Origin of the sequence: Deinococcus sp. Marseille-Q6407, from assembly GCF_946848805.1 — a bacterium.
Classification (GTDB): domain Bacteria; phylum Deinococcota; class Deinococci; order Deinococcales; family Deinococcaceae; genus Deinococcus.
Genome location: NZ_CAMPFU010000001.1, coordinates 243,639 through 265,925 on the forward strand (window position 1 = coordinate 243,639; position 22,287 = coordinate 265,925).

Consider the following 22,287-nt stretch of genomic DNA (forward strand, 5'->3'; position numbering starts at 1 on the left):
CGCCACAGGTCGCCGCTGTTGCTCTGAACCGCCAGCAGGTACCGGCCGTCGGGTGTCAGGGCGGCGCCGTTGAGGTTGTCGCCTTCGCTGTAGCGAATGGGGGGGTGCGGGTCAGGTCCAGCCAGCGGGTCAGTTGCAGACCTGGTGAGACGCGGTAAATCGCCGGGCGGCGGCTGTCGGTCACGTAAGCCGAGCCGTCGGGCGCCAGCACCAGGTCGTTGATAAAGGCGGCGGGGCTGTCCGGCGTCTCGAGCACTTTCAGGGTCACGCCGTAGCGGTCCAGCACGCTGACGGTACCCTGAGCGCCGCCGGCAATCCACAGCCGGCCCTGGCCGTCTACCTTCAGGCCCAGGGCGGCCCGCCGGCCCAGGGCGCCGCCCCGGCTGTACAGGCTGGTCTGGCCACTCTCGGCGTTGACGGCGTAGATGTCGCCAGTTTCGGCACTGCCGGTCAACAGCAGGCCCCGCTCCGCGTCGTAGGTCACGCCTTCGGGGAAGGTCTGCCAGCCGGGCAGGGTATAGTCGCGCACGCTCAGGCCCTGGCGCTGCACAGCCCCGCACAGCAGCCGCCCGCCCGACTTGCCGGCGGGGTCCGAAGCGTAGTCGTCAGCGTTCGCGTGAACCACCAGGGTACGGTTCAGCACGCCATTTTCGCCCATCAGGCTGACCTTGTCGGTCACGAAGCTGGCCTGGCCGCTTCCGTTCTCGCCCACCTGCAGCATCGGCAGGTCGCCGCCGTGGCCCAGTTCATTGGGGGCAGTGGGCTTGTCGTGGTTGTGGCTCATGCCGGGGTCGAAGTGGGGGCCGGCCCCACCGAAGGGCACGGCCGCGTTCGTGGCGGCGTCCACACCGGGCGTGCAGGCGCTGAACTCGTGAATGTGTATGCCGTGATTGCCGGGCGTCAGGCCACGGACCTGCACGTTGACCCGCATGCCGCCCCCGCGCTGCACGAAGGTGGCTTCGCCCTGGGGGCGGCCCTGGGTATCAACCAGCACGGCGCGGGCGTTGAGCGGGCCTACGGTGTCGGCAGTCACGGGCGCGGTGAGAGCAGGTGCAGTCTGAGCTTGGGCCATGCCTGCGGCGGTCAGGCCCAGGCTGAGCAGGGGCCACAGGGCCAGCGTATAGTTGCGCATTTACTTGCCTCCCATGTAGCGCACGCGGTAAATCACGCCGCTCTGATCATCGGTGAACAGCAGGCTGCCGTCGGTGTAGGTGGCGACGCCGGCCAGCCGGCCGAACTGCTTCCAGGTGCCGTCTTCGGGGAACACGAAACCGGTCACGAAAGGCTCGATGCGTTCGGGCCGGTTCTGGCCATCAAAGACCACCCGCACGATCTCGTAGCCGCTGGGCTTCGAGCGGTTCCATGAGCCGCGCATGGCCGCAAAAGCGTCATTGCGGTACTCGGCCGGGAACTGCTGGCCCCGGTAGAATTCCATGCCGATGGCGGCGGCGTGGGCGCCATAGTTCAGCACACTGCCGGCTGTTTGGGCACAGTAGTCCTGCTTGGTGATCAGCCCCGGAATCTGGCTGGAGTTGGTGTAGGGGTCGAGGTTCTTGGCGCCGTAGCAAAAGGGCCAGCCGTAGTTCTTGCCGCGCTCAATGCGGTTGAATTCCTCGGGCGGGATGTTGTCGCCGTGCCAGTCGGCGCCCTGGTCAAAGCCGTACAGCGCGCCGGTGCCAGGCTGGAAATCGTAGCCGATGGTGTGGCGCAGGCCGCTGGCGTATACTTCGCGCCACTGGCCGTCGGGGCGCACCCGCAGAATGCTGGCTTCCTCGGGGTTCTGGGTGGGGGCGTCGTTGTTGGTGGAGCCGAACGACACGTACAGGTAGCCATCCGGGCCCCAGCGCAGGCCACGGGCAGGGTGCTGGCCGGCGTCGGGGAAGCCGTCGGCAAACACCCGGGGCGCGCTCAGGCCGCCATTTTGCAGGATATCCATCACCCAGACGGTCTTTTCACCGACCGCGTACAGCTTGCCGTCCTTGACATCCAGGCCGTGAACCAGCTTCAGGTTCTTGGCGACCTGGCGGCGTTCCAGCCGGCTGAACTGGCCGTCACCGTTGCGGTCCTTGAGGTACCAGATATCGCCCTGCTGGCGGCGGGTCAGGTAGATGCTGCCGTCAGGCATCACGTGCAGCATGCGGGCGTTGCCCAGCTCGGTGGCCATCACGCTGACCTGAAACCCGGCCGGCACCTTCAGCTGAGCGAGGCGCTCGGGGCTGTAGCCCAGCGGCACGGGTTCAAAGCGGGTCACTTCGGCGCTGACGGCCGGTTCGGGAGCGGGTAGGGGGCGCGGCTGGGGCGCGCGTCCTGCTGGGCCAGGGCACTGCCGCCCAGCGCCAGCAGAGCGCCAAGAGTTAAAGCTTTATTCATCACAGGAAAAGTCCTCCGGGGCCCAGTATTCCCGGTAAGCGCCATGAGCCAAGGCTGAAACACCACTTTCTGAGAAAGGTGGCAGCGGAACTTAAAGCTGTGATCCCACTGCTCAGCGCGGCACGAACAACGGCAGGCCGCTGGGGGGCAGGGCGCCTGCCTCCACCGCCCGGCGGTGCAGTTCGCGCACGGCCCGCTCGCCGGTCTCGCCCACGTCCTCGCTGTAGTCGTTCACATAGAGGTCAATGTGCGACTGCATCACCGCGTCGTCCATTTCCAGGGCGTGCTGCCGGATGTAGCCTTTGGCCTCCTGCGGATGCGCCCAGGCGTAGGCGATAGAGTCGCGCACCGCCTGCTGCATGGCCTGCTGTACTTCCAGCGGCAGGTCGCGGCGCACCAGAATCGCGCCCAGCGGCAGCGGCAGCCCGGTTTCGGCTTCCCACCATTCGCCCATATCGCGCAGCTTGACCAGCCCGTGCTGCGGGTAGGTAAAGCGCGACTCGTGAATAATCAGCCCGGCGTCCAGCGGCTCGCCGCCGTACTCGCCGCGTTCTACTGCCGGCATCACCTCGTCAAAGCGCATCTGCACCGGAATGGCGTCCGGCCAGGCCAGGCGCAGCAGAAGCTCGGCGGTGGTGAGCCGCCCCGGTGAGGCCACCCGCCGCCCGTTCAGGTCGGCCAGCGGTTCCCGCGCCACCACCAGCGGCCCCACCCCGCGCCCCAGCGCCCCGCCCGAGCGCAGCGCAACATAACGGTCCATCACCCCGAAATACGCCCGGTAGCTGATTTTGGTCAGCGGCAGCCGGCCTCGCGCGGCCCAGTCGTTGAGGGTCTGCACGTCGCTGAGCACCTCGTGAATGGGCGCCGGCGTGGCGATGCGGCCGGCCTGCAGCGCATAAAAAATAAAGGTGTCGTTGGGGCAAAAAGAATAGCCCAGGTCCAGTGACGGAAGAGAGGGGGAGGGGACAGACATAAACCCAGGGTAGAGGAGAAGCGGCGGGCGGAATGCGGCGTGGTGAAGGTCGGCGGGGCCTTCAGCAAGTTGGCTGCCGGGGGTGTGTTGGGATTTCGTTGGAGTGCGGCGCCTAGGCTGGGCCCATGATGCCTGCGACTTCCAAACTGCGCGGCGCCCTGGCCGCCCTGACCCTGCCTGCCCTGCTGGCGGCTTGTAACGGCGGTCCCCTGCCGGTGCCGGCCGCTCAGGGCCAGCCTCCGGTTTCTGTCTTGCAACCAGCTCCGAAACCAGCGCTCACCCCAGCCCCTACGCCCAGTCCAGCGCCCACACCTGCACCTGTTCCCACACCTAGCCCGGAACCTGTGCCCAGTCCGGCCCCTAGCCCAAGCCCGGCACCCGTACCGAGCCCAGCGCCCTCTCCAGAACCAGCCCCGACTCCTGCGCCTAGCCCAACACCCACGCCAGCTCCGGCTCCGGAACCAGCTCCTGCGCCAGCGCCCGCTCCGACTCCCGCGCCGGCACCCACACCGGCTCCAACTCCCGCGCCTACGCCGAGCCCAGCACCCACACCGGCCCCTGCGCCAGCTCCCGGTGGCTACCTCTGGTATCCCGGTAGCGACCGCCCTGCCAGTGCCGAGGAACTGGAAGTCCTGCGGCTGACCAACGAGGTGCGCGCCCGGGGAGCCACCTGCGGCGCTACGGCCACTGAGCCGGCGACCGTCTTTCCCCCGGCTCCGGCGCTGGTCTGGAACGATCAGCTGACGCATGCTGCCCGCAACCACGTGCAGGACATGGCCACCCGCAACTATTTCGCCCATGTGACCCCTGAAGGCGTTTCACCCTCGGAACGGGTCACGCTGACCGGCTACCGGTGGCGGATGACCGGCGAGAACATTGCGGCCGGTTACCCCGACCCCGCCGCCGTGGTCGAAGGCTGGCTGAAAAGCCCCGGCCATTGCCGCAACCTGATGAACCCTGGCTACCGCGACCTGGGCGTGGGCCTCTTCCGCGACTCCGACTCCGCTGACAAATACGGCAGCTACTGGGCCCAGTCGTTCGGCACCCGGCAAGGTCAATAACCCTGGTAGGGCTGAAGCAGACGGGGGCCGGGAATGCGGCCCCGTTTGCTTGTTGCTGGGCGTGCTCAGCTCTGCAGGCGTGCCTCGTCCACCTCGTACAGCACCCGGGCGTCGTTGAAGGTGATCAGGCGCTTGCTGACGGTGTTGCCGGTGCGGCGGTCAATCTGTGACTGGTAAAGCCGGTTGGTGCGGTAGACCTGCCCGTCACGGCGGTAAAAGCGGTGGTCTTCTTCCGACACCTTATAGGTGTACTGCGGCTCGCGGTTGACCCGCAGTTCGCCGTGCAGCGACACGTCGTCCAGCCACACGCTCAGGCAGAAGGTGTCGGGGGTGTCGTTGCGCAGCTGCAAATCCACGTAGTTGTAAAAGACGCTGGCGCCGCTGCCGAAGGGCAGCACCCGGCCTGAATCGGGAAACAGGTCCAGGCTGTGGTGGTGATGCTCGGTCACGGTCAGTGGCGAGTGCAGCGCCATCCAGTACAGCAGATTCGCCATCTGGCACAGGCCACCGCCCTGGCCTTCAACCGGCCGGCCATTCGAAATCAACATGCCGGTGGTAAAGCCGCGCCGGGCGCTGGGCCGGCCCACCTGCCCCCAGTAGCTCAGCGTTTGTCCCGGCGCGATACTGAGGCCGTCCAGCTGCTCGGCGGCGCGGCGCAGGTTCTGCACTTTCAGCTCCTGCAAGCGGGGATCGGCGTCGCCCAGCCGGCGGCGCAGCACGCTGTGATGTTTGTGAACCCGGAAGGGAAACAGCGCTGCTGGCGCGCGGGAAAGCTGGTAATCGGGCCGGCGGGTCTGGCGCTTTTTCAGGGCAATGCGGCTTTCCACCACGGCGGGCGCCAGGGCAGGAAAACGGCTGGTCAGGGCTTGACGGGGCATGGCCCCATCCTGGCGCAGCGGCCCGGCACCCAGCAAGCAATTTTGCCTGGCCCTGCCAGGTGACTTTTTCCCGGAGGAAGGCCCGCAGGCCGGCTCAGTCCAGCGCGGCCCGGGCGGCCTCCGCGTCGCGGCCCAGCTGGGCTTTCAGTTCGTCCAGGCCGATGAATTTCTGCTCACCGCGCAGCCGGCCCACGAACTGCACCTGCAGCTCGCGGCCGTACAGGTCGCCCGTGAAATCGAACAGGTTCACCTCGAAGCGGCGTTCCTCGCCGCCCACGGTGGGCCGCACGCCGATGTTGGCCATGCCGCCCCAGCTGCCGCCCCGGTCGTCCTGCACCCGCACCGCGAAGACGCCGCGCGGCAGTGCTTTGCCGTCCGGCACCTGAAGGTTGGCGGTGGGATAGCCGATGGTGCGGCCCAGCTGATCGCCCTGCACCACCACGCCCTGCGCCGCGTAAGGCCGGCCCAGCAGCCGCGCCGCGCCGGCCACGTCCCCTTCACGCAGATATTCCCGAATGCGGGTGCTCTTGATGTCCTCGCCGCTTACTCCGTGGATAGGCACCACCACGGTGTCGTGCGCCACGGCCCGCAGGTCGTCCACGCTGCCGGCCCGCGCCTTGCCAAAGTAAAAATCCTCACCCACCACGATGGCGCGGGGCCGCAGCAGCCGCAGGTCGTCCAGAAAAGCCGATTTGTCGCGGGCGGCGAACTCGCGGGTAAACGGCACCGCCACCGTCTCGTCGATGCCGTAGAGGGTCAGCAGGTCCAGTTTCTCGGGCAGGGTAGAGAGGTATTCCACGCCTTTCATCAGAACCTTGGTGGGCGGGTCGAAGGTGTAGACCACGCTGGGCACCCGGTATTCGCGGGCCTTGGCCTTCAGCTGCGCCAGCAGGGCCTGATGCCCCAGATGCACGCCGTCAAAGGACCCGATGGCGACCACCGTGTCGGTGTCGGGGCGCTGGTCGGGGGAGACATAGGTCTTCACTGCGGCCGGCCTTCTGGCGTCCGGCCGCCGAGCAGATTCATGGCGAACAGGGCGGCCGTGACGGTGGTGGCTGCCCCGGTCACGCTGCCGTCCCGCAGGCCGTCCAGAATCTCGGCGGGCCGGCGCCACACCACTTCGATGTCCTCGTCCTCGTCCATCGGCAGGCGCGACTCGCGCAGGTTGTCGGCCTGGAAGATATACAGCAGTTCGTCGCTGAAGCCGGGGCTGCTGTAAAAGCGGGTCAGCAACGTCACGTCGGCGTCGAAGCCGGCTTCCTCCTGCAGTTCGCGCCGAGCGGCGGTCTCAGGGTCCTCGCCGGGGTCGATCAGTCCGGCCGGCACTTCTAGCGTGACGGCGTTCACCGCGCGGCGCTGCTGACGCACGCACAGCAGCTCGCCTTGCTCGTTCAGGACCAGCAGGGCCACGGCGCCCGCGTGCCGCACCACTTCCCACTTGCCCTCCAGGCGTTCCAGCCGCAGGATATGTCCGTCGTAGATGGTTTCGGCCGTTTGGGAGTCGCTCATGAGGTTTATTGTGCCAGAGCGCCCGGCTTCCCGCTCCCTGGCATTTCTCATTTGCTGTATCTCCCGTTGGCTTCGCTTACCAGGCCGCACCAAAGCGCAGGCCCCAGCGCCCGGCTCCGTCCAGCTCGCTGCTGAAAGTGTAGCTGCCGGCCGCGTAGCCCAGCCGCACGAACGGCGCGCTTTGCCCGTCCCCGTGCCGGTAGCCAGCGCCCACCTGCCAGGGCCGCACAGCAGCGGGCGTGCCGCCGGGCAGCCAGTAGTTCACGCCCACCTCGCTGGCCCCCGGTGTTTGGGCGGCGTATAGTTGCCAGTAGTCGGCCGGAATCAGGGTGGCACCCCAGGCCCAGCGCTCTTGCTCCTGCCCGGCGCCAGCGGCCAGCGGGTGCCAGCGGGCCCACAGCTCGCCGGAGCGGTTCAGGCTGAGGCTGCCGGCCAGCAGCGGCCCGGCCGAATCCCAGCCGCCGCCCACCGTGTAGGGAAAGCGGTGATACGCCACCCCGAAGCCCCGGTAGCGGCCGGCCTGGCTGCTGCGGTCGGCCAGATGCAGCACCCAGTCGCCCTGGTCGTTGCCGCCCCAGCGGGCAGCGAAGCGGGTTTCGCGCTCATGACCGCGCAGGCCCAGGCTGAGGCTGCCGTTGCCCAGCAGCTCATAGCCGGCCGGGTTCCAGTCCAGTGGGGCCGGCAGCGCCGGGGCGCCGGGGCTTTGCTCTAGCAGCAGCAGTAAGCCCGCGCCGGCCAGCAGCGGGGTGCGGCCGCCCACGCCGTAGCGGGCCCGTGCCCCCAGAAAAGCTCCGTCCCAGGGAGTCAGTGCCGGGGCCGACTGCGCCAGCGGGTCGCGCCGGGGCAGGTAGGGGCCGCCGGTCACGCCGCAGTTCAGGCCCTGGGCACGGGCGGTGCGGCGGGCGCGGGCGTCTTGCAGGTTGTAAGGATAGGCCACGCAGGTCACGCCGGCCGGAGGCTGCAGCTGCTGGGTCAGCCCCGCCGCCGACAGCCGGGACAGCGGCGCATGGCTCTGGGTGTGGTGCCCGGTTTCCCAGCCGGCCGCCCGCAGTTCCTCCAGCTGCGAGCGGGTCAGGTAGCCGGGCTGGCCGACTTGCTCCCAGATGACAAACACGGTGCCCGGCACGTCCAACTCGCGCAGCACCGGAAAGGCCTGCGCGTACACGCTCTGGCGGCCGTCGTCGAACTCCATCACCGCCACCCGTTCCTGTGGCCCGGCCTGTGCCGCCTGGCTGGCGGTCACGAAACGGTAGCCCAGGGCGCGCAGCCCCTGCACGCGCTGGCGCAGTTGCTGTGGCTGAATACTGAGGGTGGTTCCCCCGCTGGTGCCCACCTGATGGTAGGCCAGAATCACCGGCCGCGCGGCGCTGGCCTGCCCGGCGCTCAGCAGCGCCCAGGCGGCCAGCAGCCCAGACCAACGGGCGCGGCGGCCCGCTTTTTCCAGGCGTGAGCGGCGGGAAAACGAAATCATGCGGCCCATTGTGTCAGAAGGGGAGGTTTGCTCCGTGAGCCAGTGCACCCTTCTGGCATACTCGGAGGCATGTTGACCCGCGCTGATCTGGAAGCCCGCGAGGCGGCCACCCTGGCACCCTACGCCGCGCTGAGCGCCGAATCCGGCGGGCGCGAGTACCCCGAAGCCGAGAGCGAAGCCCGCACCGCTTTTGCCCGCGACCGCGACCGGGTGCTGCACACCGGCGCCTTCCGGCGGCTGGAACACAAGACCCAGGTGTTCTTGAACGTGCGCGGCGACCACTACCGCACCCGGCTGACCCACACGCTGGAAGTGGCGCAGGTGGCCCGCTCGGCTGCGCTGCGCCTGGGCCTCAACGAAACCCTGGCCGAAGTGCAGGCCCTGGCACACGACCTGGGCCACCCACCCTACGGCCACGCCGGCGAGCGGCTGCTGGACGGGCTGGTGCGCGCCCACGGTGAGGCCAGCGGCTTTGACCACAACCTTCAGGCGCGGCGCACCGTGACGCAACTGGAAGACCGTTACCCGGACTTTCCGGGCCTGAACCTGACCCGCACCGTGCTGGACGGCCTGAACAAGCATGAGCGGGCCGGTCTGGGACAGCCCACCCTGGAAGCCCAGCTGGTGGACGTGGCCGACGCCCTGGCCTACACTGCCCACGACCTGGAAGACGGTCTGCGCTCGGGCCTGCTGCTGGAAGGTGACCTGCTGGAGCTGGGGCTGTGGCGCGAACTGCTGGCCCGCACCGGACTGAGCGGCGTGAACCTCAGCAAGCGGGAGCGCCGCACCCTGCACCGTGAACTGCTGGGCTTCCTGATCGGTGATCTGACAGCGGCCAGCGCTGCTGCCATCACGGCCAGTGGGGTGGGCAGCGTGGCGGACGTGCGCGCGCAGCCGGGGTATCTGATCTGTCACAGCCCTGCAGTGGCCGCGCTGCTGAGCGAGACCCGGCAGTTTCTGTTCGTCCATCTGTACCGGCACTGGCGGGTGGAAATGCAGGTGGCCCAGGCCGAGCAGATCCTGACCACCCTGTTTGAGGCGTACCTGTCCCGTCCGCAGATGCTGCCGCCAGCCTACGCCGCCCGGCTGGCCGGGGCCGGCGAGGTGCGAACTGTGTGCGACTTTCTCGCCGGCATGACCGACCGCTACGCCCTGGACATGTACGAGGAACTGACCCGGCCGGGCCTGGGCATGGGCTGGGCACGCTAGAGCATTTGACAAAAAGGCGGCACCGCTTTTTGACGAACGAAGCGAGTGCAAACCAAAGAGCAGGACAGACTTGCAAAGCTGCGGAGCAGAGAATGGAGCGGGTGGCGGTGATGTGCTGGCGCACGGGTCATTCGGAGAACTGCTGCAGGGCGCCGGGGCCGTCACCCCGGCAGATTTTCCCCACAGCGCTTGCAAAAGTGTGCGTCGGTGTCGTGTTTGGCCAGGCCACACTGCGGGCAGACGCGGCCCTTACGCACCTCGCGGACTTCCTGCAGGCCCACCGTCACGATGCCGGTGGGCACCGCGATGATTGCGTAGCCCAGCAGCATGGCAACGGTCGCCAAGAACTTGCCGGCCGGCGTGCCGGGCGAGATGTCGCCGTAGCCCACCGTGGTCACCGTGACCACCGCCCAGTAGATGGCGGTGGGAATGGAGGTAAAGCCGTGTTCGGGGCCTTCGATCATGTACAGCAGCGTGCCGAACACGATCACCAGTGTCAGCACCGAGATAAAAAACACCGTAATGCGTTCGCGGCTGGCCACCAGCGCCTCGCCCAGCAGCGCGGCCTGATCGGTGTAGCGGGCCAGTTTGAATACCCGAAATACCCGCAGCAGCCGCAGTGCCCGCACCACCAGCAGGTACTGGCTGCCCGGAAACAGCAGGCTGAGATAAGAAGGCAAGATGGTCAGCAGGTCCACTGCGCCGTAAAAGCTCATGGCGTAGCGCAGAGGCCGCCGCGCCCCCAGCAGCCGCCCCAGATAATCCAGCGTAAAGACGATGGTAAAGACCCACTCGGCCCAGCGCAGCAGGGCATGCAGTTCGGCCGGCAGGCCCGCGATGCTTTCCAGCATCACCGCCAGCACCGAAGCCGCGATCATCACGATCACGATCTTGTCGTATAGCCGGGCCACCGGACTGTTCAGCCCGAAGATCATCCGCCCCAGCGCCCGCCGCCAGGGGGGCCGGCGGTCTACGAACGTGCTGGGCTGCGGGTCAGGGGCAGGAGACATGGCGCACCCAGTTTAGGCCGCGGGGGGACAGGGGCACAGTGGGCCGGGCCGGAGACTGAGGCCGGAGAGGCAGCAAGGACAGCAGGACAAGCCACGCCGCCCACAAAAAAACCCCCGCACAGGCGGGGGTTGGGGAGAGAAGAGACGGGGGACCTTACTGGGCCAGCTTCACGGAGAAGGTGGAGCCGTTCTGGTCGATCAGGATGCTGGCGGTGCGGCCCGAACGGGTGAAGGTCGAGTACACCCGGCTGCCGTTGCGGCTGGTGCTGGTCAGGCGGTAGCCCTGGTTGCTCATCAGGTTCAGGTACTGGGCGTGCACGCGTTCCAGGGTGGTGTTCATGCGGAATGTGGAGCGCCACACGGCCTGGTTGAAGTTAGGACGGGGAACCTGAGCCACCGGGGTCGAAGGAGCCGGGGTGGTGGTGCCGCCGCGGGCCACGTTGTAGAAGGCGGTGTCGGTCACCCAGTTGGTCTGGGGCAGCGGGTTCACCACGATGCTCAGTGCCTGGGCCAGACCCTGCTGACCGCTGACGTTCACGGTGGCAAAGGCGTTCTGGCTCTGGAAATCGGCCAGCTGGTTCAGGTTCAGCTTCTCGCGGCTGGCCAGGGCCAGCACCTTGTTCACGCCGTAGGGCGCGGCGATGTCAAAGGTGAAGTTGTCCTGGGCGCTGGGGAACACGCGGGTTTCACCGGCGCGCAGGTAGTTGCCGCCCGACTGCAGGTTGTTGGGGAGAATCAGGTCAACCTTGCCGTTGGGGTCCACGTTGAACAGGTAAACGTAGGCGCTTTCGTTGGTCTTGGTGAACAGACGGATCTTGTTGCCCACGTAGTAGTTGGGGGTGCGGGCGCCGCTGGTGTCGCGGTCGGTCCAGACCTGCACGGTCAGCGGGGTGGGGGCGGGGTTCACGATGATGCTCTGGGCGCTGATCTGGGGAGCAGCGTGGGCAGAACCGAAAGCGGCGGCGCCGAGAGCGGCGGTCAGAACAGTCAAAGTCTTTTTCATGGCCCAAGTCTGCCGCGCCCACGTGACGGTGAGCTGATGAGGGCACTTGGAAATTTAGGGCGTTTTCTCACTTTCCGTCAGCTTTGGCGGACTGGGCGGCCGCCGCGCGCTGTGGCTTGCCAAATTCCTGCACCCAGTGATGTAGGTACTCGCTGCCCGGCACCCGCACGTAACTGAGGCCAGTTTCGGTGTAGTCGCCCATGATGGAGGCGCAGTGGCCGGGGCTGTTCAGCCAGTCGGAGACGGCCTCGGCCGGGGTGGGCTGGCCTACGGCGAGGTTCTCGGCGGTGTTGGCATTGGGGTAGCCGGCGGCCGCAATGCGCTGCGCCGGAGAACTGCCGTCCAGCTCGCTGACATGGTTCACGAACCCGGCAGCCGGCATCGCCAGCGCCTGGGCCAGTGCGGCACGGTCCAGCACCCGGCTGCGGGTCAGCGGTGCGCGGGCCACCCCGTCGGTGCGGCCGGTGGCGCAGTTGTAGCGGCTGGTGCGCAGCAGGTTGATGGCCCGCAGCACCTGATCCTCATAGACGGCCGAGGTCTGGACGCTGGACGGCAGCGTGAAGCTGACCGAACGCTTCAGCGGCCCGCCCACGCCGCTCAGGCTGAGGCTGGCGGTGTTGGTTCCAGGCTGCAGCGCCGCCGTGACGCGGCCGGAGCCCCGGTCATCCAGCGCCTGTCCATTCAACGAGTAGTGCGGCTGATAAGGCCGGTAGACCACGCTGCCCACGTCGCTCAGCAGCACGTTGTCCAGGCCCAGCAGCACCACCAGCTTGGCCCGTTCCTGCCCCTGCGACTTGACCTCGATGGGCAGCTGGCTTTGGCCCAGCGGCAGCCTGCCCCGGCTGAGGTTGACCGCCGCCACATAGTGCCCCGGCTGGTAGTAGGTGTGGGTCACTTGCCTGCCCTGCGCCGCCTGCCCGTCGCCGAAGTTCCAGCGTACGTCGGTGCCGCTGCTCACCTGTGCCCGGAAGTTCACGGTCAGCGGGGCCAGGCGCTGGCTGTCGGTCTCGGCCGAGACCTGAAACTGTTCCTGTGCAAACTGTTCCTGCGCGGCGGCCGGAACGAGTGAAAGCAGTACTCCTGCGGCGCAGGTGAGCAGGGCGGCGGTGCGGGAGAGAGGGCGCATAGGCCGCAGTGTAAACGGCGCGGGCGCTGTGCCCCCACCTTAAGGATGATGCGCCCCTCACCCGGGGACGTTAGATTCTGAAGTGTGATTGACTGGCTGCTGAACGTGATGAACTCGCTGGGATACGTGGGCGTATTTCTGCTGATGGTTCTGGAAAACCTGTTTCCACCCATCCCCAGCGAGGTGATTATGCCGGCGGCCGGCTTCGCTGCCTCGCCTGAGCAGGGCCAGCTGAACATCTTCGGGGTGATCGCGGCCGGGGCGCTGGGCAGCGTGATCGGCACCCTGCCGCTGTATTACGTCGGCAAGGTGTTCGGGCTGGAACGCAGCAAGCGCTGGGCCGACCGCTACGGCCGCTGGCTCACTGTAAGCGGCGACGACCTGCAAAAAGCCAGCGACTGGTTCGACCGCCACGGCGCTGGGGCGGTACTGTTCGGGCGGATGGTGCCGGGTGTGCGCAGCCTGCTGTCGCTGCCGGCCGGAATCAATGCGATGAACATGCCCCAGTTCCTGCTGTACTCGCTGATCGGCTCGGGCCTCTGGGCGGCGCTGCTGGCCGGTGCCGGCTACCTGCTGGGCGAACACTACGACCGGGTGGCGCAGTATGTGGACCCGGCGTCCAAGATCATTCTGGGCCTGCTGGTGCTGGGCTTTATCTGGTGGGTGCTCAGCCGCCGCCGGGCCGGCAAGGGCGGCAGCGCCGGAGACGGAGCGGCCAGCTGAGGCCGGGGCCGAAACAAGTACTTCGCCGGGCGGCCGCAACTCTTCTGCTTTAATGGGGCTGTTCCTTCAATCTATCCCCCAGCACCGCCCGACAGGAGGCCCCCTCATGTTCGACCAGTTTGCCGTGATGGACCTGCTTGCTCCCGAGGAGCGGCAGGCCCGCGCCAGTGCCCGCCAGTACGCCGAAAAAGCCCTGATGCCCCACATCGCCGGATGGTGGGACGCCGCAGAAGTTCCGGTGCGCGAGGTGATGCGCGGCCTGGGCACCCAGGGCCTGCTGGGCCCGATGATTCCGCCGGAATACGGCGGCAGCGGGGCCAGTTCCAACCTCTACGGCGCCCTGATGTACGAGCTGGACCGGGTGGACAGCGGGATTCGCAGCGCCGCCAGCGTGCAGGGCAGCCTGGTGATGTACCCGATTCATGCTTACGGCAGCGACGAGCAAAAAGCCCAGTATCTGCCGGGGCTGGCCAGCGGCGAGCTGATCAGCTGCTTTGGCCTGACTGAGCCAGACGGCGGCTCCGATCCCGGCGCCATGCGCACCCGCGCCCACCGCGACGGCGACGACTGGGTGCTGGACGGCGACAAAATCTGGATCACCAACTCACCGCTGGCCGATATCGCGGTGGTGTGGGCGCAGGTGGAGGAGGCCGGGCGCGATACGGTACGCGGCTTTGTGGTGCCTACAGATACCCCCGGCTACAGCGCTCCCACCATTCACCGCAAGATGAGCATGCGGGCCAGCGTGACCGGGGAAATCGTGCTGGACGGCTGCCGGGTGCCGGGGTCGGCGCTGCTGCCCGGTGTGCGCGGGCTGAAAGGGCCGCTGTCGTGCCTGACCGGAGCCCGCTTTGGCATCGGCTGGGGCGCGATGGGCGCCCTGGAACTGATGCTGACCACCGCCCTGGACTACACCGGCAGCCGCATCACTTTCGGGCAACCCACCGCCTCGCGGCAGCTGGTGCAGGACAAACTGGTCAAGATGGCGACCGACCACTCGGCCGGGCTGCTGCTGGCCTGGCGGCTGGGCGTGCTGAAAGACACCGGCACGATGGACTACACCCAGGTCAGCCTGGTCAAGCGCAACAATGTGCGCCGCGCTCTGGAAGGCGCCCGGCTGGCCCGCGAACTGCTGGGCGCCAACGGCATCACCACCGAGTACCCGGTGATTCGCCACATGCTGAACCTGGAAACGGTAGACACCTACGAGGGCACCCACGACATCCACACCCTGATCGCTGGCCGGGGCCTGACCGGGGAAAGCGCGATGGGCTAGAGGAAGGAGGCAGGCAGGTAAGAGAGCTAAGGTGGGTCAGGGCAGCAGGCCAGCTTCCTGGGCTTTCCACTCCAGGTAGCTGGTCATGTCCTCGGTGGACAGCGGCCGGCTTTCGAGGTAGCCCTGAATCTGAATCGGTCCCCAGCGCCGCAGCAGGTCGAACTGCTCGGAGGTTTCCACGCCCTCGGCCACCACGTCTAGCCCCGATTCCTGCGCGAAGGTGATCAGGGCGTGCATCAGCGGCCGGGTGGAGCGGCCGGCACTGACTGGTGTCAGCTGCGCGGTGAGCGAGCGGTCAATTTTCAGCACCTGCATGGGCAGCTGTGCCAGGCCCGCCAGGCTGGCGTAACCGGTGCCCACGTCATCCAGCCCGATGCTCAGCCCGGCGGCCTGCAACTCCTGAAAGGGCCGCAGCCGGCGCACGTCCACCACGGCCGCCTCGGTCAGTTCCAGCATCAGGGCGCCGGGGTCCAGGCCGTACTCCTGTAGCAAGGCGCTGACCTGCCGGGCCAGGTCCGGCTGGGTCAGCTGCCGCGCCGAGACATTCACGCTGATTTTCAGCTGTGGCCAGAGCTGCCGCCACTCGCTCAGCTGCTGCAGGGCCGCCCGCGCTGCCCAGGACCCCAGCTGCAGGATCAGGTCACTGCGCTCGGCCACCGGGATAAATACATGCGGCGAGACTTCGCCCCAGGGACTGTGCCAGCGCAGCAGCGCCTCGATCATCACCGGCTGGCCGTTGCCCGAATCCACCACCGCCTGGTACTGCAGATAAAAGCCGTCTTCTTGCAGCGCAGTGTGCAGCGCCTGTTCCACCGTGAGCTGCTCCAGCGCCTCGGTGCCCAGGGTGGCCTGGTACATCCGGTAACGCCCGCGCTCCTGCTTGGCCTGGTAGAGCGCCAGGTCGGCGTGCTTTTGCAGGGTAATCACGTCCAGGCCGTGGTTGGGAAATATGGCGATGCCGATAGACGCGGTGGTGTGCAGCGTGAGCCCCCCGGCGCTGTAAGGGTGGGCCAGCTGTTCGAGCAGTTGCTGTGCGGCCTGCTCGGCTGCCTGTGGGGAGTCCACCGACCGCAGCAGCACTGTGAACTCGTCACCGCCCTGCCGCGCCACCTCGTCACCCGGCTGGACGTTGTGCAGCAGCCGCTCGGCCACCTGTTTCAGCAGCTGGTCTCCCACCGGATGTCCCAGGGTGTCGTTGATCTGCTTGAAATGGTCCAGGTCGATAAACAGCACCGCCGTCACCTCAGGCGGGCGGGTCTGGCAGATGGCTTCCAGCTGCTTTTCCAGCGCCGGGCGGTTGAGCAGCCCGGTCAGGCTGTCGTGTGAGGCACGGTAAGCCAGCTCGGCCTGCGCCGCCTGCAGCGTCTCGTTCATGGCGGCCAGCTGATCGCCGCGCTGCTGCTGCTCGGCCGCATGAAACTCCAGCCGGTCAATCTGCAGCTGGGTGGCCAGCACTTTGGTGCGCTCCTGCGAGATGGTTTCCAGCTGCTCTTTTTTCAGCTCGTGATAGCGCCGCAGTGCCGTCAGTGCGCCGGCCATATCGCCCAGCTCTTCCAGCGCATACGACAGTTCGCAGTAGCCTTCACGCAGGTAGTGGGTGGCCGACAACTCCTCGGCTATGTTGAGTGCTTTTTGCAGGTCGGCGGCCGCTGCGGCTGAGCGGCCTAGACGCCGCAGGATGGCCCCACGGGTCATCAGCCCGTCGCACAGGCTTTCTTTCAGGTTCAGCCGCTCGGCCAGCTCCATCGTCTGCCGGCAGGCGTCCAGGCCCTCTTCAAAGCGTCCCATGTTCTTGAGGTTGGTGGCGATGTTGCCGTGCAGGATGGCGGCAAACTGTCCCATGTCCAGACCGCTGATCCGGTCCAGCGCCCCGCGGTTGAGCCGCAGCGCCGTTTCCGGGTCGCCGCGCTGGTCGTGGTTGGCCGCCAGGTTGATCGTCGCGCTGATTTCCAGGGGCAGGTGCCCGGCGGCGCGGGCGCCCGCCTGGGCTTCCAGCTGATATTTCAGGGCCTGGTCGTAGTCCTGCAGGTGCATGTACAGGTAGCCGATGGTGTTCAGGGTGCGGACCTCGCCCTCGCTGTCACGCAGCTCCTGCACCAGCCGCAGGCTTTCCAGCTGGGTCTGCAGCGCTTCCCCGTACTGGCCGGTCTGGGTGGTGATGGCCCCTAGGCCGCCCAGGGCGCGGGCCTGCAGGGGGCCGGTGCCGGTCTGCTCGGCCGCCCGGGGCGGCCTGCCGGGCCAGTTGCAGCGCCTGCGCCGGGTTCTGGGCCAGGGCAACTTCGGCCTGCTCGGTCAGCTGCCGGACCTCTGCGGGAAGCTGTTCAGCCACCGGAACGGAAGCCGGAAAAGCGGGTTGGCCGTCCGGACGCTCCGGCGGGCCAGAACGTGTCTGGTCACGCATATCCCCGTCAGTATAGGGGGCAAATGTGAAATTCTTTCCGCTTGGGCTCGGCAGGCGGCCGGCACCCGGGTCCCGCTTTGAACTAGCATCGGCCCATGACCTGGCTGTATATCGCTCTGGGAGGCGCGGCGGGCGCAGCACTGCGGCATGCAGCCACGCTGCTGCTGGCCCCGCTGACCCTGCGGGCCGGCTGGCCGCTGGCTGTATTGCTGATCAACCTGCTCGGTTCGCTGCTGCTGGGGTTGCTGCTGGCGCTGGTGGGCCGGGGCGCGCTGAGCGACGCGGCGCGGCTGGCACTGGGCAGCGGGCTGCTGGGCGGCTTTACCACCTTCAGCACCTTTAGCGTGGACCTGGATACCCTGCTGGCCCGCGGCGCCTACGCCGAAACGGCACTGTACCTGGGCCTCAGCGTGGGCGGGGGCGTGCTGGCGGCGGCGCTGGGCCGCTGGCTGGCCCTGGGGCTGCTGGCCAGAGGTTGATGTTGGCGGCCCGCGGCAGCTGAGCTGCGGGAGCCAAAGTGAGCCGCCGCTCACCCGGCCAGGCTCTAAAGTGAGCCTTATGACCAAAGCCGCCCTGGCCTTCCTGACCGTGCCTGCCCTGGCTGCCTGCAGCCTGGTGACTTTGCCCCCGCAGCCGCTGCCGGACGTGACCCTGACCACGCCGCTGCCGCTGGTGGCTTCGGGCCTGCGGCTGTTTCAGGAAGCGCCGCTGTTTCCCGCGCCGGTGGACGGCCGCCTGAAAAACATCTCGGTCACAGGGCAGGCGACGCTGAGCGTCCCGGCCAGTTCCCGCGTGGTGGTGGATGTGCTGCTGACCCGTGATTTGCCGGTCAATTGCCTGTCTTACGGGGGCTACCGGGGTTGCCTCGCGGGCGGCGAGACCGTTGGCACGGTGACCTTTGAAGCGGGTCAGACCGGGGCCAGCGTGCTGCTGCGCGGCGCCAGCCTGACCGAGCTGGCGCATGCCGCGCAGGGCCATCTGGGGCTGATGCTGAAAGAAGGATCGCTGCCCGCCAACACCACTGTGCAGCTGACTGGCCTGCGGGCAGCCGCCACCCTCTGACCATGCTCGGCGCGGGGCAGCACAAAAGCCGCTGCTGGCAGCCTGAGCTGCGCAGCCCTGCTCTAGACTGTCTCCTATGCCTCCCCGCCGCTCTGCCCGCTCCTCTGCTCCCGCCGCCGAAGACGCCGCTCCCACCCAGTGGCTGGAACTCTCCGAGCTGCTGGACTATGTGGGGCAGGTGCTGGGCCGGGGCCTGCCCGGCGCGGTGTGGGTGCGGGCCGAAATTGCCGAGCTGACAGACCGCCGGCACCTCTACCTGGAACTGATTCAGCTGGACGGTGGCCAGCAGGTCGCCAAGTGCCGCGCCAACTTGTGGGCCCGCGAGCGCTTTGCCCTGGAAGGCAAGCTGCGGCGGGCCACCGGCGGCGGCCTCAGCGCCGGCATGACGGTGCTGCTGCTGTGCACCGCCGAGTTCCATCCGCAGTACGGGTTCTCGCTGCACATTCACGACCTCTCGCCGGAATTCACGCTGGGCGAGGCGGCCGCCCGCCTGGGGGCTATGCGTGAAACCTTGCAGGCCGAAGGAGTCTACGAACTGAACCGTGCCCTGCCGCTGCCGGCCGATTACGCCCGCATCGCCGTGATTGCTCCCGAGGGAGCCGCCGGCCTGGGCGACTTTCACCGCGAGGTGGCGCCCCTGCAGGAGGCCGGCGCCCTGGAGCTGCTGTACCTGCCGGCCACCTTCCAGGGCCGCGAGGCCAGCGCCAGCCTGACCCGCGCCGCCGCCGAGGCACTGGCCCTGCACGCCGAGCAGCCGCTGGACGCCCTGGTGGTGATTCGCGGCGGGGGCGCCACCACCGACCTGGCCTGGTTGAACGACCTGGATTTCGGCCGTGCTCTGGCGCAGTTTCCCGCGCCGGTCATCACCGGGCTGGGGCACGCCCGCGACGACACCTTGCCCGACGAGCTGGCCGCCCTGCGCACCGATACGCCCAGCAAGGCCGCCGCCCATATCGTCCGCACGGTGGTGAATGCCGCGGCCCAGGCCCAGGCCGACTGGCAGACCATTCGCCGCGCTGGGGCCGAGGAAGCCACGAACGCCGACGCCGGCGTGCGCTGGCTGCGCGACCGGCTGCGCGGCGCTGCCCGGCGGCAACTGACAGATGCCGAGCGAGACATGACTGCGCTGATGCGTTCGGCAGTGGGCCTGTCGCCCGAGCGCACACTGGGCCGTGGCTACGCGCTGGTGCGCGGCGCGGCCGGGCAGCCGGTCACCCGGGCGGCGCAGGTCGGCGCGGATGAGCCGCTGACCCTGCATTTTGCAGACGGGGACGTGGCGGTGCAGGTGATCTCAGAGCAGGCAGTGGCAGGACCAGTACAGCCTGAGCCCTGAACGGAGTGCGGCGGTACACTGACCCATGCCGCCGCAGATCAGTCATGCTTCCCTGGACGACCTGAACCTTCTGAGTGACCTCTTTGACGAGTACCGGGTCTGGTACGGGCAGCCGAGCGACCGGGCCGCGGCCCACGCTTTTTTGCAGGAGCGGCTGCTGCTGGGCGAATCGGTCATTTTGCTGGCGCATCTGAACGGTGTGCCGGCCGGCTTCACTCAGCTGTACCGTTCCTTTTCCAGCGTGCGGATGAAGCGGCTGTGGATTTTGAACGACCTGTTTGTGCGTTCCGAGTTCCGTGGTCAGCGGGTGGGCGTGGCCCTGCTGGACGCTGCCCGTGACCTGGCGGTGCAGAGCGGCGCCAGAGGCGTGGCCCTGGAAACGGCCGGCGACAACCTGGCAGCCCAGCGCCTCTATGACCATTATGGCTTCCGGCGCAGCACGGGCGTGCATTACCTGCTGGAAGTGGGGGAACCGGCATGACCGCGCCCGACTCTGCCGCCCAGCCCGAGCTGGACGCGCTGCGCGAACAGATCGATGCCGGCGACCGCGAGCTGCTGCGGCTGTTGCAGCGGCGCATTGACCTGGCCCGGCAGGTGGGCGATGTCAAACGCGCCCAGGGCCTGCCCATCTATGTGCCCGAGCGCGAAGCCGCGCTGCTGGAGGCCCGCCGCGCCGAGGCCGCCGCACTGGGCATCAGCCCCGACTTGGCCGAGGACGTGCTGCGCCGCTGTATGCGCGAAAGCTATGTGCAGGAAAACGGCCACAGTAAAGGAGTGCGCCCCGGCCTGCGGGTGGTGGTGGTGGGCGGCGCCGGGCGGCTGGGCCGCCGCTTCGTGCAGGCCTTCCGCGAATCCGGCTACGACGTGGCGGTGCTGGAACGGGATGACTGGGACCACGCCGCCAAGCTGGTCGAGCATGCCGGCCTGGTGCTGATCAGCGTGCCGATTCACGATACCGAAGCGGTCATCCGGCAGTTGCCCCCGCTGCCGCAGGACTGCTTGCTGGCCGACCTGACCTCGGTCAAGGCGGCGCCCTTGCAGGCCATGCTGGCCCAGCACCCGGGGCCGGTGGTGGGGCTGCATCCCATGTTCGGCCCCGATGTATTGACCTTCGCCAAGGAAGTGACCGTGTTCTGCCGCGGGCGCGGCACTGCCGAGCAGGTGGACTGGCTGCTGGAACAGCTGCGGCTGTGGGGGTTGCGCCTGCACGCCGCGCAGCCCGAAGAACACGACCGCCACATGGGGCTGATTCAGGCCATGCGCCACGCCACCGCCTACGCTTACGGCCTGAACCTCAGCCGCGAGCAGCCGGACCTCGGCGAGTTGCTGGCCCTCTCCAGCCCTATCTACCGCCTGGAGTTGATGATGGTGGGGCGCCTGTTCGCGCAGGACGCGGGGCTCTACTACGACATCATCCAGTCACAGCGCCAGCACCTGGACCTGATCCGCGATTACCACGCCACCCTGGCCGACGTGATCGAGCTGCTGGAGGGCGAAGACCGTGGGGGCTTCACCCGGCGCTTTCAGGAGGTGCGCGAATTCTTCGGGCCGCTGGGCGAGCAATTCCTGAACGAGAGCCGCGTGATGCTGGCCCAGAGCAAGGACCGGGTGGGCTAGGGACTGGGTAGGCTAGGGCCGGGTGCCCAGTGGCAGGGCCGCAGGAAGTGCCGGGGGCGCACTAGAATGAACCATGTCCGACCAGCCTGACTCCGCGCACCCTACGCCCGGCCACCCTGCAGCTGGGCATCCCGCGCCCGATGTTTCGCCGGCTCTGGCTGCCGCTATTGCCCCGCACCGCGAGCGAATAGACGCGGTAGATGTCCAGCTGCTGGAGTTGCTCAACCAGCGGGCCGCCGAGGCGCGGGCCATCGGTACGCTCAAGGGCACGGCTGCCGTCTACCGGCCCGAAAGAGAAGCGCAGGTGCTGGCCCGCATTGCGGCGCTGAACAGCGGGCCGCTGCATGGCAATGCGGTGCAGCGCATTTTCCGCGAAATCATGAGCGAGTGCCTGGCGCTGGAACGGCCGCTGACGGTCACCTATCTGGGGCCGCCGGGCACCTTTACCGAGCAGGCTGCCCGGCGGCATTTCGGGGGCGCGGCGCAGCTGGCCTCCTGCGCCACCATCGACGCGGTGCTGCGCGAAGTGGAAGCCCGTCAGGCCGACTACGCGGTGGTGCCGGTCGAGAACAGCAGCGAGGGCGCTGTGAACCGCACCCTCGACCTGCTGCCGGCCACGCCGCTGCGGGCCTGCGGTGAGGTCACGCTCAGGATTCACCACTGCCTGATGTCGCCGGGCCGCAGTGCCGCGCAGGTCACCCGGGTCTACGCCCATCCGCAGGCGCTGGCGCAGTGTCAGGATTTCCTGACCCGGCACCTGCCCACCGCCGAGCGCCTGCCGGTCAGCTCTAACGCCGAGGCGGCCCGGCTGGCGGCGCAGTCGGGCGAGGAGAACGTGGCGGCACTGGGCCCCGGCGCGGCGGCCGGCCTTTACGGGCTGAACATGCGGGCGCAGAACGTGGAGGACGACCCCAGCAACACCACCCGCTTTCTGGTGCTGGGCCACGTCAGCCCCGGCCCCAGCGGGCAGGACCGCACTACCCTGGTGGTGGCCGCGCCGCAGTCCGAACATGCCGGGGCGATGCACCGACTGCTGGAACCATTCAGCCGCCTGGGCGTGTCGATGACCAAGCTGGAAAGCCGGCCCGTGCGCGGCGGGCTGTGGCAGTACGTGTTTTTTATTGACATCGAAGGCCACGAGCAGGACGAGAGCGTGGCCCAGGCCCTGCGGGAGATGCGCGAGCGGGCCACTTTCCTGAAAGTGGTGGGCAGTTACCCGCGCGCCCTGGCCTGACCAGAACCCGCAAAGGGAAAAGCAACGTACT

Annotated in this window: 21 protein-coding genes; 10 read left to right on the forward strand and 11 right to left on the reverse strand. The window is 68.1% G+C overall.

Annotated features, from left to right (window positions below; translation table 11 throughout):
- Positions 1–55 precede the first annotated feature (55 nt).
- The 3 genes from OCI36_RS01155 to OCI36_RS01165 form a co-directional block, all read right to left on the reverse strand.
- A complete protein-coding gene (locus tag OCI36_RS01155; RefSeq protein ID WP_315941228.1) occupies positions 56–1,132 on the reverse strand; it encodes a superoxide dismutase family protein in 1,077 nt (358 codons plus the stop codon).
- A complete protein-coding gene (locus OCI36_RS01160) occupies positions 1,133–2,251 on the reverse strand; it encodes a PQQ-dependent sugar dehydrogenase (RefSeq protein WP_261663238.1) in 1,119 nt (372 codons plus the stop codon).
- 231 nt (positions 2,252–2,482) lie between these two features.
- Positions 2,483–3,343, reverse strand: a complete 861-nt coding sequence (locus OCI36_RS01165) for a menaquinone biosynthesis family protein (RefSeq protein WP_261663239.1) — start codon at positions 3,341–3,343, stop codon at positions 2,483–2,485.
- A 650-nt stretch (positions 3,344–3,993) separates the two neighbouring features.
- On the opposite strand from OCI36_RS01165, the gene OCI36_RS01170 reads away from it, so the two are divergent.
- Positions 3,994–4,404, forward strand: coding sequence for a CAP domain-containing protein (locus OCI36_RS01170; protein ID WP_261663240.1), 411 nt, complete (start codon positions 3,994–3,996; stop codon positions 4,402–4,404).
- 65 nt (positions 4,405–4,469) lie between these two features.
- Here OCI36_RS01170 and OCI36_RS01175 read toward each other — a convergent pair whose 3' ends face one another.
- The 4 genes from OCI36_RS01175 to OCI36_RS01190 all read right to left on the reverse strand — a co-directional run bounded on the left by OCI36_RS01175 (position 4,470) and on the right by OCI36_RS01190 (position 8,262).
- On the reverse strand, positions 4,470–5,282 hold the full coding sequence (locus OCI36_RS01175; protein WP_261663241.1) for a VanW family protein: 813 nt from the start codon (positions 5,280–5,282) through the stop codon (positions 4,470–4,472).
- Positions 5,283–5,376: 94 nt separating this feature from the next.
- The gene (gene ribF, locus OCI36_RS01180; protein ID WP_261663242.1) at positions 5,377–6,267 is read right to left on the reverse strand and encodes a riboflavin biosynthesis protein RibF; all 891 of its coding nucleotides are present in this window, start codon (positions 6,265–6,267) and stop codon (positions 5,377–5,379) included.
- Positions 6,264–6,791 (reverse strand): NUDIX domain-containing protein, encoded by a 528-nt coding sequence (locus tag OCI36_RS01185; RefSeq protein WP_261663243.1) that lies wholly within the window; start codon positions 6,789–6,791, stop codon positions 6,264–6,266. The genes ribF and OCI36_RS01185 overlap by 4 nt, the downstream gene beginning before the upstream one ends.
- A 76-nt stretch (positions 6,792–6,867) precedes the next feature.
- On the reverse strand, positions 6,868–8,262 hold the full coding sequence (locus OCI36_RS01190; protein WP_261663244.1) for a polysaccharide deacetylase family protein: 1,395 nt from the start codon (positions 8,260–8,262) through the stop codon (positions 6,868–6,870).
- A gap of 69 nt (positions 8,263–8,331) precedes the next feature.
- Between OCI36_RS01190 and dgt the strand changes: the two genes are divergently transcribed.
- The gene (gene dgt / locus OCI36_RS01195) at positions 8,332–9,471 is read left to right on the forward strand and encodes a dGTP triphosphohydrolase (protein WP_261663245.1); all 1,140 of its coding nucleotides are present in this window, start codon (positions 8,332–8,334) and stop codon (positions 9,469–9,471) included.
- A 161-nt stretch (positions 9,472–9,632) separates the two neighbouring features.
- Here dgt and OCI36_RS01200 read toward each other — a convergent pair whose 3' ends face one another.
- The 3 genes from OCI36_RS01200 to OCI36_RS01210 form a co-directional block, all read right to left on the reverse strand.
- The gene (locus OCI36_RS01200; RefSeq protein WP_261663246.1) at positions 9,633–10,481 is read right to left on the reverse strand and encodes an ion transporter; all 849 of its coding nucleotides are present in this window, start codon (positions 10,479–10,481) and stop codon (positions 9,633–9,635) included.
- A gap of 154 nt (positions 10,482–10,635) precedes the next feature.
- Positions 10,636–11,484, reverse strand: coding sequence for a DUF4384 domain-containing protein (locus OCI36_RS01205; RefSeq protein WP_261663247.1), 849 nt, complete (start codon positions 11,482–11,484; stop codon positions 10,636–10,638).
- Between the two features lie 67 nt (positions 11,485–11,551).
- Complete coding sequence (locus OCI36_RS01210) at positions 11,552–12,610, reverse strand: CAP domain-containing protein (RefSeq protein ID WP_261663248.1); 1,059 nt, start codon at positions 12,608–12,610, stop codon at positions 11,552–11,554.
- 84 nt (positions 12,611–12,694) lie between these two features.
- Here OCI36_RS01210 and OCI36_RS01215 point away from each other — a divergent pair, with 84 nt between their 5' ends.
- Both OCI36_RS01215 and OCI36_RS01220 read left to right on the forward strand, forming a co-directional pair.
- A complete protein-coding gene (locus OCI36_RS01215) occupies positions 12,695–13,333 on the forward strand; it encodes a DedA family protein (protein WP_261663249.1) in 639 nt (212 codons plus the stop codon).
- A gap of 106 nt (positions 13,334–13,439) precedes the next feature.
- A complete protein-coding gene (locus OCI36_RS01220) occupies positions 13,440–14,609 on the forward strand; it encodes an acyl-CoA dehydrogenase family protein (protein WP_261663250.1) in 1,170 nt (389 codons plus the stop codon).
- Positions 14,610–14,645: 36 nt separating this feature from the next.
- Here OCI36_RS01220 and OCI36_RS01225 read toward each other — a convergent pair whose 3' ends face one another.
- Positions 14,646–16,886: an EAL domain-containing protein gene (locus OCI36_RS01225; RefSeq protein ID WP_261663251.1), complete on the reverse strand. Its 2,241-nt coding sequence runs from the start codon at positions 16,884–16,886 to the stop codon at positions 14,646–14,648.
- Between the two features lie 219 nt (positions 16,887–17,105).
- Between OCI36_RS01225 and crcB the strand changes: the two genes are divergently transcribed.
- From crcB to pheA, 6 genes are all read left to right on the forward strand, one after another.
- Complete coding sequence (crcB, locus tag OCI36_RS01230) at positions 17,106–17,489, forward strand: fluoride efflux transporter CrcB (RefSeq protein ID WP_261663252.1); 384 nt, start codon at positions 17,106–17,108, stop codon at positions 17,487–17,489.
- Between the two features lie 79 nt (positions 17,490–17,568).
- A complete protein-coding gene (locus OCI36_RS01235; RefSeq protein ID WP_261663253.1) occupies positions 17,569–18,072 on the forward strand; it encodes a hypothetical protein in 504 nt (167 codons plus the stop codon).
- 76 nt (positions 18,073–18,148) lie between these two features.
- Positions 18,149–19,405, forward strand: a complete 1,257-nt coding sequence (xseA, locus tag OCI36_RS01240) for an exodeoxyribonuclease VII large subunit (protein WP_261663254.1) — start codon at positions 18,149–18,151, stop codon at positions 19,403–19,405.
- Between the two features lie 25 nt (positions 19,406–19,430).
- Positions 19,431–19,886: a GNAT family N-acetyltransferase gene (locus OCI36_RS01245; RefSeq protein WP_261663255.1), complete on the forward strand. Its 456-nt coding sequence runs from the start codon at positions 19,431–19,433 to the stop codon at positions 19,884–19,886.
- The gene (gene tyrA, locus OCI36_RS01250) at positions 19,883–21,022 is read left to right on the forward strand and encodes a bifunctional chorismate mutase/prephenate dehydrogenase (protein ID WP_261663256.1); all 1,140 of its coding nucleotides are present in this window, start codon (positions 19,883–19,885) and stop codon (positions 21,020–21,022) included. Before OCI36_RS01245 ends, tyrA begins: the two co-directional genes overlap by 4 nt.
- A 73-nt stretch (positions 21,023–21,095) precedes the next feature.
- A complete protein-coding gene (pheA, locus tag OCI36_RS01255; RefSeq protein WP_261663257.1) occupies positions 21,096–22,256 on the forward strand; it encodes a prephenate dehydratase in 1,161 nt (386 codons plus the stop codon).
- Positions 22,257–22,287: the final 31 nt, after the last annotated feature.

Bases quoted from the DNA above. Each gene is read 5' to 3' on its own strand.
- xseA (WP_261663254.1), top strand. From the start codon at position 18,149: ATGCCTCCCCGCCGCTCTGCCCGCTCCTCTGCTCCCGCCGCCGAAGAC.
- OCI36_RS01200 (WP_261663246.1), bottom strand. From the start codon at position 10,481: ATGTCTCCTGCCCCTGACCCGCAGCCCAGCACGTTCGTAGACCGCCGG.
- OCI36_RS01175 (WP_261663241.1), bottom strand. From the start codon at position 5,282: ATGCCCCGTCAAGCCCTGACCAGCCGTTTTCCTGCCCTGGCGCCCGCC.
- OCI36_RS01155 (WP_315941228.1), bottom strand. From the start codon at position 1,132: ATGCGCAACTATACGCTGGCCCTGTGGCCCCTGCTCAGCCTGGGCCTG.
- OCI36_RS01205 (WP_261663247.1), bottom strand. From the start codon at position 11,484: ATGAAAAAGACTTTGACTGTTCTGACCGCCGCTCTCGGCGCCGCCGCT.
- OCI36_RS01210 (WP_261663248.1), bottom strand. From the start codon at position 12,610: ATGCGCCCTCTCTCCCGCACCGCCGCCCTGCTCACCTGCGCCGCAGGA.
- dgt (WP_261663245.1), top strand. From the start codon at position 8,332: ATGTTGACCCGCGCTGATCTGGAAGCCCGCGAGGCGGCCACCCTGGCA.
- OCI36_RS01185 (WP_261663243.1), bottom strand. From the start codon at position 6,791: ATGAGCGACTCCCAAACGGCCGAAACCATCTACGACGGACATATCCTG.
- pheA (WP_261663257.1), top strand. From the start codon at position 21,096: ATGTCCGACCAGCCTGACTCCGCGCACCCTACGCCCGGCCACCCTGCA.
- crcB (WP_261663252.1), top strand. From the start codon at position 17,106: ATGACCTGGCTGTATATCGCTCTGGGAGGCGCGGCGGGCGCAGCACTG.
- OCI36_RS01235 (WP_261663253.1), top strand. From the start codon at position 17,569: ATGACCAAAGCCGCCCTGGCCTTCCTGACCGTGCCTGCCCTGGCTGCC.
- OCI36_RS01220 (WP_261663250.1), top strand. From the start codon at position 13,440: ATGTTCGACCAGTTTGCCGTGATGGACCTGCTTGCTCCCGAGGAGCGG.
- OCI36_RS01165 (WP_261663239.1), bottom strand. From the start codon at position 3,343: ATGTCTGTCCCCTCCCCCTCTCTTCCGTCACTGGACCTGGGCTATTCT.
- OCI36_RS01190 (WP_261663244.1), bottom strand. From the start codon at position 8,262: ATGATTTCGTTTTCCCGCCGCTCACGCCTGGAAAAAGCGGGCCGCCGC.
- tyrA (WP_261663256.1), top strand. From the start codon at position 19,883: ATGACCGCGCCCGACTCTGCCGCCCAGCCCGAGCTGGACGCGCTGCGC.
- OCI36_RS01245 (WP_261663255.1), top strand. From the start codon at position 19,431: ATGCCGCCGCAGATCAGTCATGCTTCCCTGGACGACCTGAACCTTCTG.